We start from the raw sequence: 15189 nt of genomic DNA, 5'->3' as shown, positions 1-15189 counted from the left end.
TTAAAAATTATTAATTGCTTCTCTCATCCACAAATAATTCATGAACCATTGCTCTAAATATACACTTTACAATCTGACTAACGTCAGGTAAACTCAGTTAACATGTCGCGCGACAGAGATTAACATTTACGGAGGAGAACCATGATTACTTCAACACACAGTCCAACACCTCAGCAACTCTGGGGAAGATCATTCATTTTTATCATGTTAGCCAACGCATTATTGTTTATGGCCTTTGAAATGTTACTTCCCACCTTGCCCTTGTTCGTCTCAAGTCTGGGTGGAGGAGCATCCCAGATTGGACTTGTTACTGGCATATTTATGTTTTCTGCCATTTTAATTCGACCCTTCACATCTGTTTTGGCAGCTCGAATAGATAAAAAATATCTGTTGATTATCGGTATCACCATCTGTGCATTAATGACAGGTGCATACTACCTATCGTCAGGTATATGGATGATTCTCGTATTCCGAGTGATCCATGGATTCGGATTTGGTTTGGCAACGACATATTTTGCGACGATTGCCACAGAAAACATACCCAAGGATCGCCGGGGAGAAGGCATGGGGTACTTCGGTGTAGGGGAAACCGTCGCCATATCCATTGGTCCGTTGATCGGCACCAGTCTGTTGTTTAGTTACGACTATCAGAGCCTGTTTATGGGAGGCACGTGCATTTTGCTGTTAGCTCTCCTGATGACAGTATTTGTATCCAGAAAGCCGAAAACCGGAGTACGTAGCGAGTCCACGCAAACCCATGTCCCTTCAGTGAAACTCATCGAGAAGAAAGTACTTTTCCCTTCCCTGTTGATTATGCTCGTTGGTGTTGCAGCCGGTTCGATCATGTCTTTCGTAGCTTTATTCGCCGCCGAAAGAGGGTTTGAGAATATAGCCTGGTTTTTCTTCATCGTCGCCATCGCCAGCTTCGCCGTCCGACTGTTCTCGGGAAAAATGTTTGATCGATTGGGGCCAGGCTCCGTGTTATTGCCTTCTGCCTTGTTTGCAATTGCAGGACTGCTGGTTCTGATTATCGCGCAGAGTGATGTGCAATTCCTGATCGCCGGCGCGTTATACGGCTTTGGCTTTGGTGCCATATTCCCGGCGATTCAGACCTGGTGTGTGAATCTTGTGGAAGAACATGAGCATGAAAATGCGATGGCTTCCTTCTTTAATTTCTTTGACCTTGGGATTGGCGGTGGTTCGTTGATCCTGGGCGTTGTGGCTTCTGCATTTTCCTATACGGTGGTGTATGCTATCTCTATAGGCATTTTTGTGGTATATATCTTGTTATATTTGGTATACTCCCAAAAACAGCAGAGGCATACAGCTCACCAATTGGAGGTAGACATTGAGTAAAAAACGAATCAAGGAAATTGCCATTCAACATTTTAATCGCCTGGGTTACGAGGGAACCAAGATGGCGCAGATTGCCGAAGAGGCAGGCATTCGCAAGCAATCTCTGGCTTATCATTATTCATCCAAAAAAGCGTTATTGCTGGAGTTATATGAGGAAGTTGTGCAGGAGGAACAGCAGTTTGTGCGCCAATTTTTTAGTACGTCTGCTGCCCAAACGCTGGATCAGCAGCTATATGCCTTTTTGCATGAACACAAAAATCGTTTCCTGACTCACCCGAACGTTGCTTTTATGTATATCCTGTCCTTTATCACACCGCTGGAGGTGCATGATTTTGTGCTCGCGCAGTATCGAACGTACCTCGGGACACTGAAGGAAGAGCTGGCAGCCGTATTTACCAGACATCCCGATATACGCCTGAGTCCGGAAGAAGCTACCGTAGCATTTGTTACCGTGATGGATGGACTGGATGTGCAGCTCGTGTATGAGACACGGCAATCCTATGAGCAGGCTTTAGCGATTACCTGGAATGTCTTCTGGTCAGGCATCCAGCGTTAACGGATCGATTACGATGAGACTATACAAATAAGAGGGGCGTCCCGCCAGCCATGTTAATGACTTTTGGGACAGCCCCTCTATTTCTTATTTCACGGTTAAGATCACACGTTGATAATGCTTCAACTGATGCTCTCCATCATCCTGTACTTCAGCAACGATATGAATGGTATCGCCCGATTTGGCATCATCAGGTATGGTGAATGTCACCGCTTCGGTATCACTGCCTTGCAATTTAATCGTATCCACCTGCTCATCCTTGGCAAGTTCACGATGCAAGCCAAGCAATAAGTCACCCGCCATTTCCGGCTGAACTTTGTTCGGTTCTACTTTGGAATCCTCGTACGTGTCAGCTTCGAAATATCTCCACCACGTATACGTCAGTTGATCTCCATCCGGGTCTGTGCCCTCCGCGTGAAGAGTAACTTCCTCCCCAGGACTAACACTCAAATCCAGCCCTTCCTTAATCGTTAATGACGGATTATGGTTGGCACCTTCGTAAGTGTCTGCAACTGCCCAGTCTGCACGCGCTGCAAAATCATCCTGGACATCGTCAAACCATCTCATCAAAGAGTACTCGGCTTCATACCGTTTGGTATAGGGATCGTAATCAAGCACATTATTTCTAAACAGCTTGTCGTTCACGACGCCAAAGCGTCCACCCCAACCGCCGTAGGAAGGGTCTTCCATACTGCGCAGCCCATTATCGATCAGATAAAAGAAGGAAGGAGAATCACCCTCAGATATAAAATCGTATTTGTCATATTGCGGATTGTTCTTGAGATATTCAGCACTTCCACGTTGTTCTTCGGCCAGTTCGCCCTCGATCATTTTGCCGTCACCCATCGATGCATACATATCCATCAGCTTGCCATGTCCGTCCAGAATGTTCTTGATCATCCAGTCACCATGAAGCTTGCTGTTCACTTCTTCGGCATGCATCTTCCATGCATAGGCAAAATGCCAGAAGTTCGATTGGTCATTAAGAATGCGGATATCCGGCCAATTCTTCGCAATGTATTCGTTGTAGCTGTCATCCTGATCCAGAATGATATACAGGACCAGTTTGTCACTCACTTTTTTGCGGATCGTTTCCCATTCAGCCGTGTCCTTGTACTGTTCCTCAATCGATTTCAGTGCTCTGGCTGTCGTATTGGTGCCACCCCATGTCTGAACAATCAGATCACGGGAGTCATCATCGAGGAAAAGAGTTTCGAGGAACTCGGAACCTTCGGTTTCCTTCTCCATCTCCCCTTTATCGGAAATATTACCGATCTTGGTCATCGCTCGAAGCTGTTCTGGCTCTGGGTATCCATCCGCATGTTTGGACAAGTTTGGATAGATCTCGCCATAGGCATCGATCATGTCGTATACCCACTGTGTGCCTGTCCAGCGGAACGGTTCGATCCCCGCTTCCTCGTCTCCAGCATAATGATACACCGAACTGGTCAGTACAATTCCGGCGAGGTCCATCTCATTCGAATACAAGAGGAAACGAATGACCGAGTTCATATCATCCACTTCACCGTCGGTTGTAATCACCGTTCTGCCTTTGGCCGCTTGATTGTTTGCAGGTTCCTGAGTTTCATTTTCTGCCTGTTCTGTCGTCTGATTCGGTGTATCACTCGCGGTTTGTGGCGCTTGGGATGCGCATCCACTAATCACCAGAATCATACTGAGGCAAGCCGCAGCAAGACTATTTAACCATTTTCTTTTGTTCATAATGTTCCCCTTTCTTCTGTACAGCGTGATGTTGGTGTTGGGATCAGTACGTCCTCTGTTTACTATCCTTAATATGGACCGTAGAATGCAAAAAAACCCGAACATCACTATGAACGGGACCAAGTCCACGCATAATGATACTCAGGTTTTGCCTGCCCGAAGCAGTAACAATCCTATTTGAATGAAAGTATACCATGTTCACGCAAGAATGTAAACGTATTCAACATTTTTTTGAATTCATCTTTGATATAGTATAATGCTTATAGTTAGCTACCAAATGAATCAGCAATACTTGTAAAAGAATGTTACCAGGAGGAATCAGACACCATGCAACAACTGGATGCGGCCTTAAGCCGTTTTATAGAACAGCAGGATTTATATAATGAAGCTTATGGACTTTTCAAAAATCATGATCTGCGTCCCCGCGAACATCATCATCAGCCGGAAGTAGACGCGCGAATACCTCTTTCACCGGAACTGCAGTACCTCTACAGTCACTATGAAATGGTGGATGCCAATGCAGAAGGTACACTTAAAATGAAAAATGCCGCCATCGAGATCGGTGATGCCGCACTAATCTCCTTTGTCGCACCTGAACATCTGCTTCGTCAGCAACTAGGTTTCCGCTGGATTGGCATGAATGAACCATATGAGGAGTCCTCTACTTGGCCAAAAAGTCACGTCGTTATCGCAAACTTTAACGACGATCCGTTAATCGTAGATACTGAATCGCCGAATTCTCCTGTATATGTGGCTTTTACAGGGGGAGAACCTCATCGTGTCGCTGAATCGCTGTCTGACTTCTTCACCGCCTTATCCATTCTAATAGAAACGGCACGAAGCTATGCCGGGGAAGTGAAAGATGAAGAAACCTATGAAACCAAGCCCGAGTATCTGGAGCAAGTTGAACCTTTATTGCAGGATCTATTGGGAGAAGAGTATACTGCACATCTGTTCGAGTATCTGTCCTTTTGTTAACCGTTGAATTAAAGGAATTGGAGGGGCATCCCTATGATATATGTGGCCTTGCTACGGGGCATTAATGTAGGCGGAAACAATAAAATGAATATGAAGCAGCTGAAAGAAACGTTTGAACAAGCAGGCATGCTGGATGTCGTTACATATATCAACTCTGGCAATATTATTTTTGCCGATCATCAGGAACGTGCCAACGCTAATGTGGAGATATCCCATGTGTTAGAACAGGCCATCGCGGCCGATTTCGGCTTACAGATCAAGGTGATGGTGCGGAATATGGATGAAATCCAATCCGTTATACAGGCGTTGCCAGCGGAATGGGCTAATGATGACACGGCCAAAAGTGATGTACTGTTTCTCTGGGATGAAATCAATGATCCTTCTGTGCTGGACAAACTGCCCATCAAACCGGAAATCGGTAGACTGATCTATGTTCCAGGATCCATTTTATATTCAGTCAGCAGAGAGGACGCAGGTAGAAGTGGCATGAACAAGCTTGTAGGGTCCAAAGTCTATACTTATATGACCGTAAGAAACGTGAATACCACACGTAAGATATATGCACTAATGCAGGCAGCAGCAGAGAAATAACACGGACTCAGCAAAATAGATATTCAATTATATCGCTCCAACTCAGTGAAAAATAAAGCATGCAGAACACATCCTTACGGATGTCTCCTGCATGCTTTTCACCATATTAGGAAACTATTCTTTTCTCTGTATATTAGTCAATCTGAATGCGTCTGCGAGATTGATCATTACCAGGACGTTTCGGAATCTCGAGTTTCAGCACACCATCTTCCAATCTGGCCTTAATATGCTCCTCATCAATATGATCAACATAGAAACGTCGGATAAATTCACCGGATCGGCGTTCCTGCCGAATGATTCGATTGGAGTCATCCTTCTGCTCCACCATATCATTGCGTTTGGCACGAATAATTAATTCATTACTTTGAACCTGAATGTCTATGTTCTCTTTGGCGATGCCCGGCAGCTCGGCTTCTACTGAATATTTGTCTTCTTCCTCTCGAATGTCGGTCCGAAATGGCTGGGAGCGAGTTCCAAAAGGGGAGAGGAAGGAGGTCTCAACCATGTCATTGAAGGATTTCAACATGTGTCCGAATGGGTCTTCATTTCGTTTACGAAACGGAATCAGATCAAACATGAAAATCAGCTCCTTTTGTGTGGTTGGTTTATTGTTGTTGCTTACATGGATTATTATAATACCAGCGCAGATCAGGCTCAAAGTCCGTAAAAGTCGAAATAAAACGATTTACTTCCACCCTAGTTCACTATTTTAAAATAGATCCTTTTTTCTTCCATTTTGACTTTTTTTGACCTTCTGACCTAGTCTGACTATAACGAATGAATGGCGTCCGCTACAGTATTGGATTCATTTTTCCGCATTCCCAGCATCAAGATTGCCATTATAACAACAAGAACGGCTACTAACATAAATGGAATATGTTTGTCCACCTGATAGAGTGTCGTTGTAAGTAACGGAGTAATGACGGCGGATACCCCCTGAATCGCTGCTACCAACCCCGCTGCACCTCCCTGCTGTTCTTTGCTGACCGTGAGCGAAGCACCTGCCATGAACCCCGGCATCATCAGACCCGAACCCAAGCCGAACAGGAAGAATGAGAGATAATACATGTACAACACATTGAAGACCAGAAACAGGATCATGCTTGCGATCAGAAAAAGGGACCCTAGCAAAATCATTGGACGCGGCTGCCATTGCAACCACTTCATCTGAATGACCTGCATGATCAACATGGCTGCTCCAGAGAACATGAGTCCAAACGAAACCATGCGGGCCGTCGCCGCCGGGGAGAGAGCCAGTTGATCCTGAAAATAAAATCCCCCGACAACCTGCAATGTCATGATGCCAATCATCGTAACCAAGCCCGCTGCAAGGTACATTCGTAACCCACGTTGGAGCGGGTTGACTTTAGGCGGCTTTGCCTGAATGACCGGTTTGGCTGCTGGAATTAACAACAAGGCGATAATAAATGCAGCGATCGCTATAAAAATGCCAAAATAAAGCGGCCACAGCAGACCGATGATAGTAAATGCTCCTGCGATAGCAGGCCCAAATACAAGGCCGAGTCCATTCGCAGCGCTGATAATCGCCATCCCGCTTCCCCGTTCCTCCCCCTCTGTCACATCACCCATATAGGCCTGGGCAGAAGAGAGCACGGCCGGAATGAACATGCTGATCAGACTGCGCGTCACAATCAGAAGGGTAAGCAATACGCCTCCTCCGATCCATGCATTCAATCCCCCATACAATGCCATAGCAAATAACGCACAGCTAACAGCCATACCTATGAATCCAATCAATATGATTGGTTTTCTGCCCTTCAAATCACTAAATCTTCCCCATACCGGAGCCATAACAGCCATCATAATGGACCCCAGCGAAATAATAAGACCGGAATGGCTTTCTTTCATGCCTAACTCCCGAATAAGCGGTGGCATAATGGGTGCAATCAGCATCAGACCCAACATGGCTGCAAATACGCTAAAAAAAATACTTCCTCTGATTCTGTTCATGCTCATACACTCCTCTATATTTCAGTACAGTATCCACTGTACCTGGAGTATACAAGGCTGAGAGAATCCCCACTGCCTCTATACGGAACAATTCACGGCAAGGCGGATTTATTTAATAAATCTTTTTCATCTCAGAGGGCTTCACGCCGAATTTGCGATAAAATTGCTGCGAAAAGGCACTGACATTACTGTAACCGACCGCTATGGCGGCCTCGGTCACGTTATTATCCTGATTGCGCAGCAGCTTCATGGCGTTGTCGAGACGAACCTGACGCAAATATTCGAAGACCGTGCTTCCGAAAAGCGCCTTAAATCCTTTTTTTAATTTAAAATCGTTAAGACCCACTTGTCTGGACAATGCTAGCAAGGATGGAGGATCTACCATACAAGCCTCCATAATCTCCCGTGCCGTATGTAACTTCCGGATGTCCTCTCTCGAGAATCCCGCGGGGATTGGCGCCAGATCAAACAGTTGGATCATAAATCGATTCAAGATCTCCAAGGCTGTCGCTTCCATCATTAAGGATGATCGGTAACTATTGTTTAATTCCACAATCAGACTGTCAATCATCGTTCGTATTCGGTTATCCAGTTGAAATACAATCGGCTTGAACACTTTTCGTCCCAACACCTGTTTAAAATCAATGGACTTGAAACTGCCCAGTTGTGCTGCTGCATAATTGAACAGATTCACCGGAATCCCCAGTGAAAAAGAAGTATACGGTTCCCTGGTCGGAGGATGGAACCACGCTTCGAAATCATGCATGAAAATGAGGGCACCTTGCCCAATGGATAACGAATACTCTTGTCCAGAGATATCGACATGCCGTTGACCCGCCAAGGCAAATTGTAACTCCACTACGGGCGTCTCGGACGCAAAGTACGTCGGGCATGGCTGATAATACTCTACATGAGAACATAGAATCTCGATGCCACTGTATGTGGTCAGTCTCTTTATACTTCCACTGCCCGCCTTAGCGGAGATCAGGTATGTATGTTCATCTTGCTGACTGTAGGGGTCCCGGGTTAAATAATGCTGATACATGATGCCTAATGCATCATCAGTACGCATGGTAGTCACCTCGCTATAACTGATCAGACTATCAGTAAAGAAAGCCTGAATTAATTGATAATGATTCTCAATTAATTCTACCGCAATTTCTCTTTTTCGACCAGTCCTATATATATGAAGGTTCCCGTCTAACCTTTTACACAATTCGACCTGCTTTTTTACCATTGCTTAACGTTTCTTTCTTATACTGAAGCAGTTGTACATGCCATCACACACGAAACCATAAAGGGGATCTGGAACATTGAAAAAGAGAAATCAATGGCTCGCCGTTCTGTCGATGACTGCCATTCTTACCGCAGGAGCAACCAGCTACACATCAATGATTCATGCCGCTGACGCAACTAAAACCACCAATGATCATGTCGTACTGCGTACAGCCATCCAAAATATGCAGGGTACGGTCACATGGAACGGAAGCAGTCGCAGTATCGATATCCAGATCGCAGATACTAAAGTTCAACTTCCTGTAGGAACGTCCTCAGCCACCATCAACGGTGTAAAAACTCCATTGGACAGTAAAAGCTATATTACCAACGGGACAACCTATGTATCTTCCCAAACGCTAAAATTAATTACAGATCAATTGATCCTCAACCAAAATAAAACCGGTTTTGAACGGACAGCATCCTATCAGATGCCTGGTGGTAAAGCTGAAATATCAGCCTCCACCCCAGATGGACAGCGCCTGCTTGTAACCGAAGCAGACAATGGCAGCATTTCCGTGCTGGACATTGCTGACTTGAAAAATATCAACGTATTGAAGACGGTAAGCTTCCTTGACCTCTCCGCCAAAGCTGAAGTTACGAGCGTAACCGTGTCCAAAGATGGCAAATACGGTCTTGCTGTTATTCGTACAGGTGATACAGACAGTGAAGGAAGCAAAGGGTTGCTTGCCATTGTGGATCTGACAACCTACAAAACGGTAAAAACATATGAACTCGGTATTGGTCCTGACTCGATTGCACTGTCACCTGACGGTCTGCATGCGGTGATCGCCATAGAGGATGAAGAACTGAATACAGCTACCGATGAAATTGATTATGCCAACACCAAACGTCCGGGTAGCATTATGGTTGTATCTTTTGCTGGCGGGAACGTATTGGAGGGTGAAATCACCAACTTGCCGGTATCTCTGGACAATGTAGAAGGTGCCATCTATCCGCATGATCCGCAACCGGAGTATGTTGCCATTAGCCCAGATAGCAAAACAGCAGCCATCACGCTACAGGAAAACAATGTCGTTGCCGTTGTAGATCTGGAGACGAAAAAGATCAGCTCAATCTTCGCTCTTGGCACCACTTCACATCCAGCAGATCTCAAAGATGACGGTATTGTTCAGTTTAAAGAGACATTAACCGCTCGTTATGAACCGGATGGAATTGCTTTCTCTGCAGATGGTAAATACCTGCTGACAGCCAATGAAGGGGACTTGGGCAAGAATGAATTTGAGGATGGTGTAAAAGCGGGCGGACGCAATATTGCTGTCTGGGATCTGCAAGGCCAGCGGATGTACGATAGCCAGAACCTCATTGACGAGGCAACCGCTATGGTCGGCTTGTATCCGGATGATCGCAGTCCCAACAAGGGAAGTGAAGTGGAGAATCTAACTGTTTCTACTGTAGACGACACTACGTATGCAGCCGTAGCTTCTGAACGTGCAGATGCCATTCTGTTCTTCGATCTTGCTGATCCGGTCAATCCGGACTATCTGGGTCTGATTCCTACAGCCGGAGAATCACCAGAGGGAATTCATCGTGTTAACGGACGCAGCCTGTTTGTGAGTGCAGATGAAAGCACAGGAACGCTTAGTTTTTTCTCCAAGAAATAGATCGAGTATCCATGACAGACAAAGACTGAAATGAACACTTTCACTTTGTATTGAGTTGGGAGGGGCGAAAAGCCCCTATCCTCTCATCCTGTCGTACACGCTATTCCACGTATAGTGATGTAAAGGTTATCGATGCTTCATATTTTCCAATTCACGCCTGTTCCTATCTACTTCCTCTTGTAGTACTCGTACTTCCATCCTTAATGCGGATACTTCCTCTTTGACACCAGACCTCTTCATCACAAGATAGAAGATAAGATATAATACGAGGCCCATCATAATAAAGAAAATCAATAGAGTTATAAACCCAGCAATAACAAAATTACTAGCTCCATCCATAATGTACGTTTTCCCCTTTCCCATATCTTATTAATTTATATTTACAACAATACCATATTTAAGCATAACGAACAGCCTAAAAAGCCAAGAGAGCATGCTCCCTTGGCTTTCAATTTATCTATATATACCTTCCTATCCGGTAATACTTATTCCCAGAAGAAACGACCTGCGAACACTTTTTCCGTCAACAGTTTGTATGTTTCTTCAGGCAATTCTTTTTTCATCTTTGCCATAACAGCTTCTTTGTCTTGATTATATTGTGTGGACATGCCAATCTCTGCCGTTGTATTACTTGCATCCAGACGCATAATTGGTGCTTGGGCATCTTTCGTCCAAGGTGTCCATGCCGCCAAATCAGGGGATCCGCCCGTACCTGGATTGCCTGTATACAGGAACTGCTTCAGGTATGCTGCCATCGCGGCAGACAACTGATCACGTCCTGGTTTGTTCATGTCGCTAAAGTACCCCTCAGGGAAATAGGCAGCAATTCCGTCTGCGTGTCCTGTATAGAAGTCCATATCCGCACCATGCGGTGCACCCAGTAATGTGAGCAACCGCTCAGAGATGACCCCATGTTGCGTCCCCCATGCAAAACGATAAGCATATACCGGTGGTTGACCTGCTTCACTCGTCAATTGCTCCGCTACACGCTCTGCATTAAAGCCTGCATAAGCTTCGCTACCGTATTTCAACGCAGCAGCATATTGTTCCGCCTTGGTTTTATCAGTAAACAGAGTCTCATCCGTGATGGATGGAGAGAAATTCGGATCACCGAAGGCAAAGCCAGAGAATTCCGTTTCCAGGCTGCCCAGCAACACAGGTACTTTCGTGTAGTTGCCGTCATTGATGGCGTCAAAGCCTTCTTTTGGAATCACTGTGCCATCACGGAACAGATGCGGGAACGGGTCCATACGGGTTGCGGTAGCACCAAACGCTGTGACCAACTTGTCCGCAGGCAGTGCACGCAGGTAGCTCTCCAGCTGTGCCGGAGATTGCTTGCCAATCCACGCTTTTGCTTCTTCTGCGGTAGCCGCTTTCCCCTCTTGCACGAGCAGTTTCACGAGTACATCCTCGGATTTTTGCTCGCCTTCTTCCGGTGATGCTGTCGTCAATCCTCCGCTGAAAGCAACTGCTTTTTGATACAGTCCTTTGCTAAGTGGTGAGATCAGGGTTGCCAGCACATCACGTGCACCAGCAGATTGTCCGGCTAATGTAACATTGCCTGGATCTCCGCCAAACCCTTCGATATTATCCTGTACCCACTCTAGTGCACGGAATGCATCAAGCAGACCATAGTTACCTGAGTCATCCAGGGCATTGCCTGTTTTCAGCGCAGCGTTCTCGAAGAATCCAAGTGCTCCCAGTCGGTAGTTCACGGAAATGATGATACTGTTCGTGCTTCGTGCAAGCTGTTCACCCTGGAAATTTTTGCCTGATCCGGTCATATTCCCGCCGCCGTGCAGGAACACCATAACCGGAAGTTTCGAACTGGTTGTGTCAGGACGCCAGATATTAAGGTACAGCGAATCTTCACTTCCGGCTGTAGTCTTGCCGGAGATCTGCAAGCTGTTCGCTGCAAATTCCTTAGCCGATCTGGTTCCTGTCCACGCTTCCGGTTCTTGTGGGGCTTTCCAGCGCAGTTCACCTACCGGAGGTGCTGCATAAGGAACACCGAGCCAGCCAAGCGTGCCATATTGCTCATAGGTTTTGCCATCAATGGCGCCATACTTGGTCTGTTGCACCGTTTGAGGTTGGAACGTCCCAGCTTCTTTATGTTTCAACCAGCTCTGTTCCAAGGTTCCACTGCCGTTCTTGAGCTGCGTCTGCAAAGTCTGTGCTGTTGCCTCTGCCATCAAGCGATTGGTAAGTTGACTTGCTCCCTTTCCTTGAAGCGCCTTGATTCCTTTACCAGCCGCATAAGTGGAAGCCTCTCCTTGCGGATAATCTGTACCCGCTTCATATCCGAGCACCTTCAGCAGCATTCGGGCATAACCTTCCGCTGTCAGTGGTGCGTTAGGTTCAAACTTCTCCGTTCCTGTCACGATCTCAGCCACATACGGATGCTGCTTCAAGTACCCAACGACAGGTTGCAATACTTTGCCTGCCTGAGCCGCATCGTCATACGTTTCATTCCCCTGGTAGGCGAGCGCTTCTTTCTCCAATCCGGACAGACGCAAGTAAAGTACTGCGGCCTGAATGCGTGTAGACTTTTTGTTCAGATAAGCCGCATTAACGCCTTGACCACTGCCACGAATAAGTTCGGATTGAATCAGCTTGTCCATCGCTGCTGAAGAAGAGGTTGTTGTGTTCCCTGCTGCATAAGCTGGTAGAGCGGATACACATAACCCCAGAATTGTTGCGACGGCAATCGAACGTTTAATGGTTTTCATGTCATAAATCTCCTCGCTGTCGAATAGTGTGTGATGGGATAATTTCATTGGAAATGTTCATTTGATATGCGTATCTAGAATCAGTATTCCAATGTCTGGATGAGTCTATATCTCTATTTAGGAAAAATGGTCTGCTACGCTCCTTTCTGCTTAACCTATCTGCTACGGCGCTTACGGTCATGCCATCAGGCATTTTTATATATAAAAAAACCTGAACCGAAGGCAAACAGACATCGCTTTAGCGTGGTCTACTGCCCTCAATTCAGGTTTTGCCTGCAATCAGTAACAACCCTGAGGAATGAGGCTCATTCCATATGATCATGTATACGCAATCAATCGTTTAATAACTAAAGAGTCAACGAATGAACTGACACAGGTATTGCCCTGAATACGGTTACAATCCTGTTGTTATCGTGATGTTAGCACAGAATGTAAGCGTTCGCAATATATTTTTACTGATAGTATCTCTTTCTCAAAACAAGCTCCGCCAATATTCCTTCTATAATTGTAAATTTTACACTTAGTTAATCCATTTCATACGCTGGTTTAGCATTTGTTGTGTACACTGGGTTTTGGATACAAAAAAAACGATACATATATTCTAGGAGGATGCATCCATGTTAAACCGGTTCAATATCCGTGCAGCCAAAATGATGCTCGCGGTGACGACGATTGTTACGGCTACACTCGGAGGAAGCAGTGCAGCGTGGGCTGTGGAAGACACGACCTCAACGACATCTGCATCACCGATTAAAAATGTCATTATCCTCATTCCTGACGGCATGGCTAACGATGCGACTGCTCTGGCTCGTTGGTATAAAGGCTCTTCCCTGACGCTGGACTCCATGGCAAGTGGTATGGTTCGCACACACTCTGCAGATGCGCCGATTGCGGACTCGGCCCCTGCCGGAACAGCTTTTGCTACAGGATATAAATCTCATACCGGATTTGTCGGTGTACTGCCGGACAAGGCTACGATGCCTGGGCAGAAGGCGATTGCGCCTGGAGACGCAAGAAAACCTGTTGCTTCCGTACTGGAAGCATCCAAACTGGCAGGCAAAGCAACTGGAATTATCTCAACATCCGAAATTATGCACGCTACGCCAGCAGACTTCTCTGCTCACTACCCGGATCGCAAAAATTACGATGCGCTCAGCAAACAGCAAGTCTACAATGGCATGGATGTTGTATTGGGTGGGGGTAGCAAGTACCTTGAGCCAGCGGGGCGTAAAGACGGGGAGAATCTGGTTTCCTCCATTAAGGCACTAGGTTACGATTACGTAACTACACCTGCTGCAATGAAAGCATCCGACTCAAATAAACTCTGGGGCATGTTCGCTCCCACGAGCATGGCTTACAATATGGACCGTGACCCTGCGAAGCAGCCAAGCCTTGCCGAGATGACATCCAAAGCCATCGAAGTTCTGTCCAAAGATGAAGACGGCTTCTTCCTGATGGTAGAAGGTAGTAAAGTGGACTGGGCAGCTCATGCCAATGACCCGATTGGTATTATCAGTGACGTGCTGGCCTTTGATGATGCCGTAAAAGCAGCCATGGATTTCGCCAAAGCCGACGGAGAGACTGCGGTTGTGGCTGTAACTGATCATGGTAATGGTGGACTCACCATTGGTAACAATGCAACAAGTGGCACATACGACAAAGAGCCCTTGTCCACATTTATCGGACCTTTGAAAAAGGCCAAGCTGACAGGTGAAGGCGTGGAAGCGAAACTGAATGCCAAGCGCACGAACATCAAAGCAGTGATGAAACAATACTATGGCATTACCGATCTGACTTCCGAAGAGATTGCCACCATTAAAGCAGCCGAACCAGGCAGCCTTAACTATGCAATCGGCCCAATGATCAGCAAACGTGCAGGGATCGGCTGGACAACTGGTGGTCATACAGGTGGAGATGTTGTGTTGTACACGTATGCTCCGAACAATGACCGTCCATTCGGGGTAATCGACAACACGGATGTAGCCAAGTATATGGCTCGTGTACTGGATCTGGATCTCGACAGTGTGAACAAACAATTGTTTGTACCTGCCAAACAGGCATTTACAGCCAAAGGAGCGACGTACAAGCTGGATCTGACCGACGCCAAAAATCCGAAGATCCTCGTTACAAAAGGTAACACCAAGCTGGAACTGCAAATCTACAAAAATATTGCACTGGTGAACGGCAAGAAGACAGCCTTGGAAGGTGTCATTGTTTACAACGGTGTAGATGCGTTTGTTCCACAAATGGCTGTTGATCTGATCCAATAATACGTTAGAACTACTGGAACTACCGAAGATTAAACCATTTGGCTGCCGAATATTTCGGCAGCTATTTTGTTGTTTTCTGATAAGCAGTATGTCCCTGTTCCCGCTTATCGTATAATGAA

Annotated in this window: 11 protein-coding genes; 6 read left to right on the top strand and 5 right to left on the bottom strand. The window is 46.2% G+C overall.

Translation table 11 applies throughout. From position 1 onward, the window contains the following. Positions 1-141 precede the first annotated feature (141 nt). Both AC4G47_RS07470 and AC4G47_RS07465 read left to right on the top strand, forming a co-directional pair. Complete coding sequence (locus AC4G47_RS07470; RefSeq protein ID WP_491105578.1) at positions 142-1356, top strand: MFS transporter; 1215 nt, start codon at positions 142-144, stop codon at positions 1354-1356. Next, positions 1349-1912, top strand: a complete 564-nt coding sequence (locus tag AC4G47_RS07465) for a TetR/AcrR family transcriptional regulator (protein ID WP_491105577.1) — start codon at positions 1349-1351, stop codon at positions 1910-1912. The genes AC4G47_RS07470 and AC4G47_RS07465 overlap by 8 nt, the downstream gene beginning before the upstream one ends. 84 nt (positions 1913-1996) lie before the next feature. Here the strand turns inward: AC4G47_RS07465 and AC4G47_RS07460 are convergent, their stop codons facing one another. Then, positions 1997-3631, bottom strand: coding sequence for a nucleoside hydrolase-like domain-containing protein (locus AC4G47_RS07460; protein ID WP_491105576.1), 1635 nt, complete (start codon positions 3629-3631; stop codon positions 1997-1999). A 327-nt stretch (positions 3632-3958) separates the two neighbouring features. On the opposite strand from AC4G47_RS07460, the gene AC4G47_RS07455 reads away from it, so the two are divergent. Continuing rightward, a complete protein-coding gene (locus AC4G47_RS07455; RefSeq protein WP_491105575.1) occupies positions 3959-4609 on the top strand; it encodes a hypothetical protein in 651 nt (216 codons plus the stop codon). A gap of 33 nt (positions 4610-4642) precedes the next feature. Continuing rightward, positions 4643-5200 (top strand): DUF1697 domain-containing protein, encoded by a 558-nt coding sequence (locus AC4G47_RS07450; protein ID WP_491105573.1) that lies wholly within the window; start codon positions 4643-4645, stop codon positions 5198-5200. Between the two features lie 133 nt (positions 5201-5333). Here AC4G47_RS07450 and AC4G47_RS07445 read toward each other — a convergent pair whose 3' ends face one another. The 3 genes from AC4G47_RS07445 to AC4G47_RS07435 all read right to left on the bottom strand — a co-directional run bounded on the left by AC4G47_RS07445 (position 5334) and on the right by AC4G47_RS07435 (position 8243). After that, on the bottom strand, positions 5334-5777 hold the full coding sequence (locus AC4G47_RS07445; RefSeq protein ID WP_491105572.1) for an Hsp20/alpha crystallin family protein: 444 nt from the start codon (positions 5775-5777) through the stop codon (positions 5334-5336). A gap of 191 nt (positions 5778-5968) precedes the next feature. Then, the gene (locus AC4G47_RS07440) at positions 5969-7171 is read right to left on the bottom strand and encodes an MFS transporter (RefSeq protein ID WP_491105571.1); all 1203 of its coding nucleotides are present in this window, start codon (positions 7169-7171) and stop codon (positions 5969-5971) included. A gap of 112 nt (positions 7172-7283) precedes the next feature. After that, positions 7284-8243, bottom strand: a complete 960-nt coding sequence (locus AC4G47_RS07435) for a helix-turn-helix transcriptional regulator (RefSeq protein WP_491105569.1) — start codon at positions 8241-8243, stop codon at positions 7284-7286. A 241-nt stretch (positions 8244-8484) separates the two neighbouring features. Here AC4G47_RS07435 and AC4G47_RS07430 point away from each other — a divergent pair, with 241 nt between their 5' ends. Beyond that, on the top strand, positions 8485-10071 hold the full coding sequence (locus AC4G47_RS07430; protein ID WP_491105568.1) for a choice-of-anchor I domain-containing protein: 1587 nt from the start codon (positions 8485-8487) through the stop codon (positions 10069-10071). Positions 10072-10556: 485 nt separating this feature from the next. Here the strand turns inward: AC4G47_RS07430 and AC4G47_RS07425 are convergent, their stop codons facing one another. Then, complete coding sequence (locus tag AC4G47_RS07425) at positions 10557-12800, bottom strand: carboxylesterase/lipase family protein (RefSeq protein WP_491105566.1); 2244 nt, start codon at positions 12798-12800, stop codon at positions 10557-10559. A gap of 617 nt (positions 12801-13417) precedes the next feature. Between AC4G47_RS07425 and AC4G47_RS07420 the strand changes: the two genes are divergently transcribed. Further along, on the top strand, positions 13418-15070 hold the full coding sequence (locus AC4G47_RS07420; RefSeq protein ID WP_491105565.1) for an alkaline phosphatase: 1653 nt from the start codon (positions 13418-13420) through the stop codon (positions 15068-15070). The last annotated feature ends 119 nt before the right edge of the window (positions 15071-15189 follow it).

It is taken from the genome of Paenibacillus sp. Negev47, assembly GCF_058313655.1.
The sequence above is the reverse complement of the archived record's forward strand: the minus strand, read 5'-3'. Positions and strand labels throughout refer to the sequence as shown.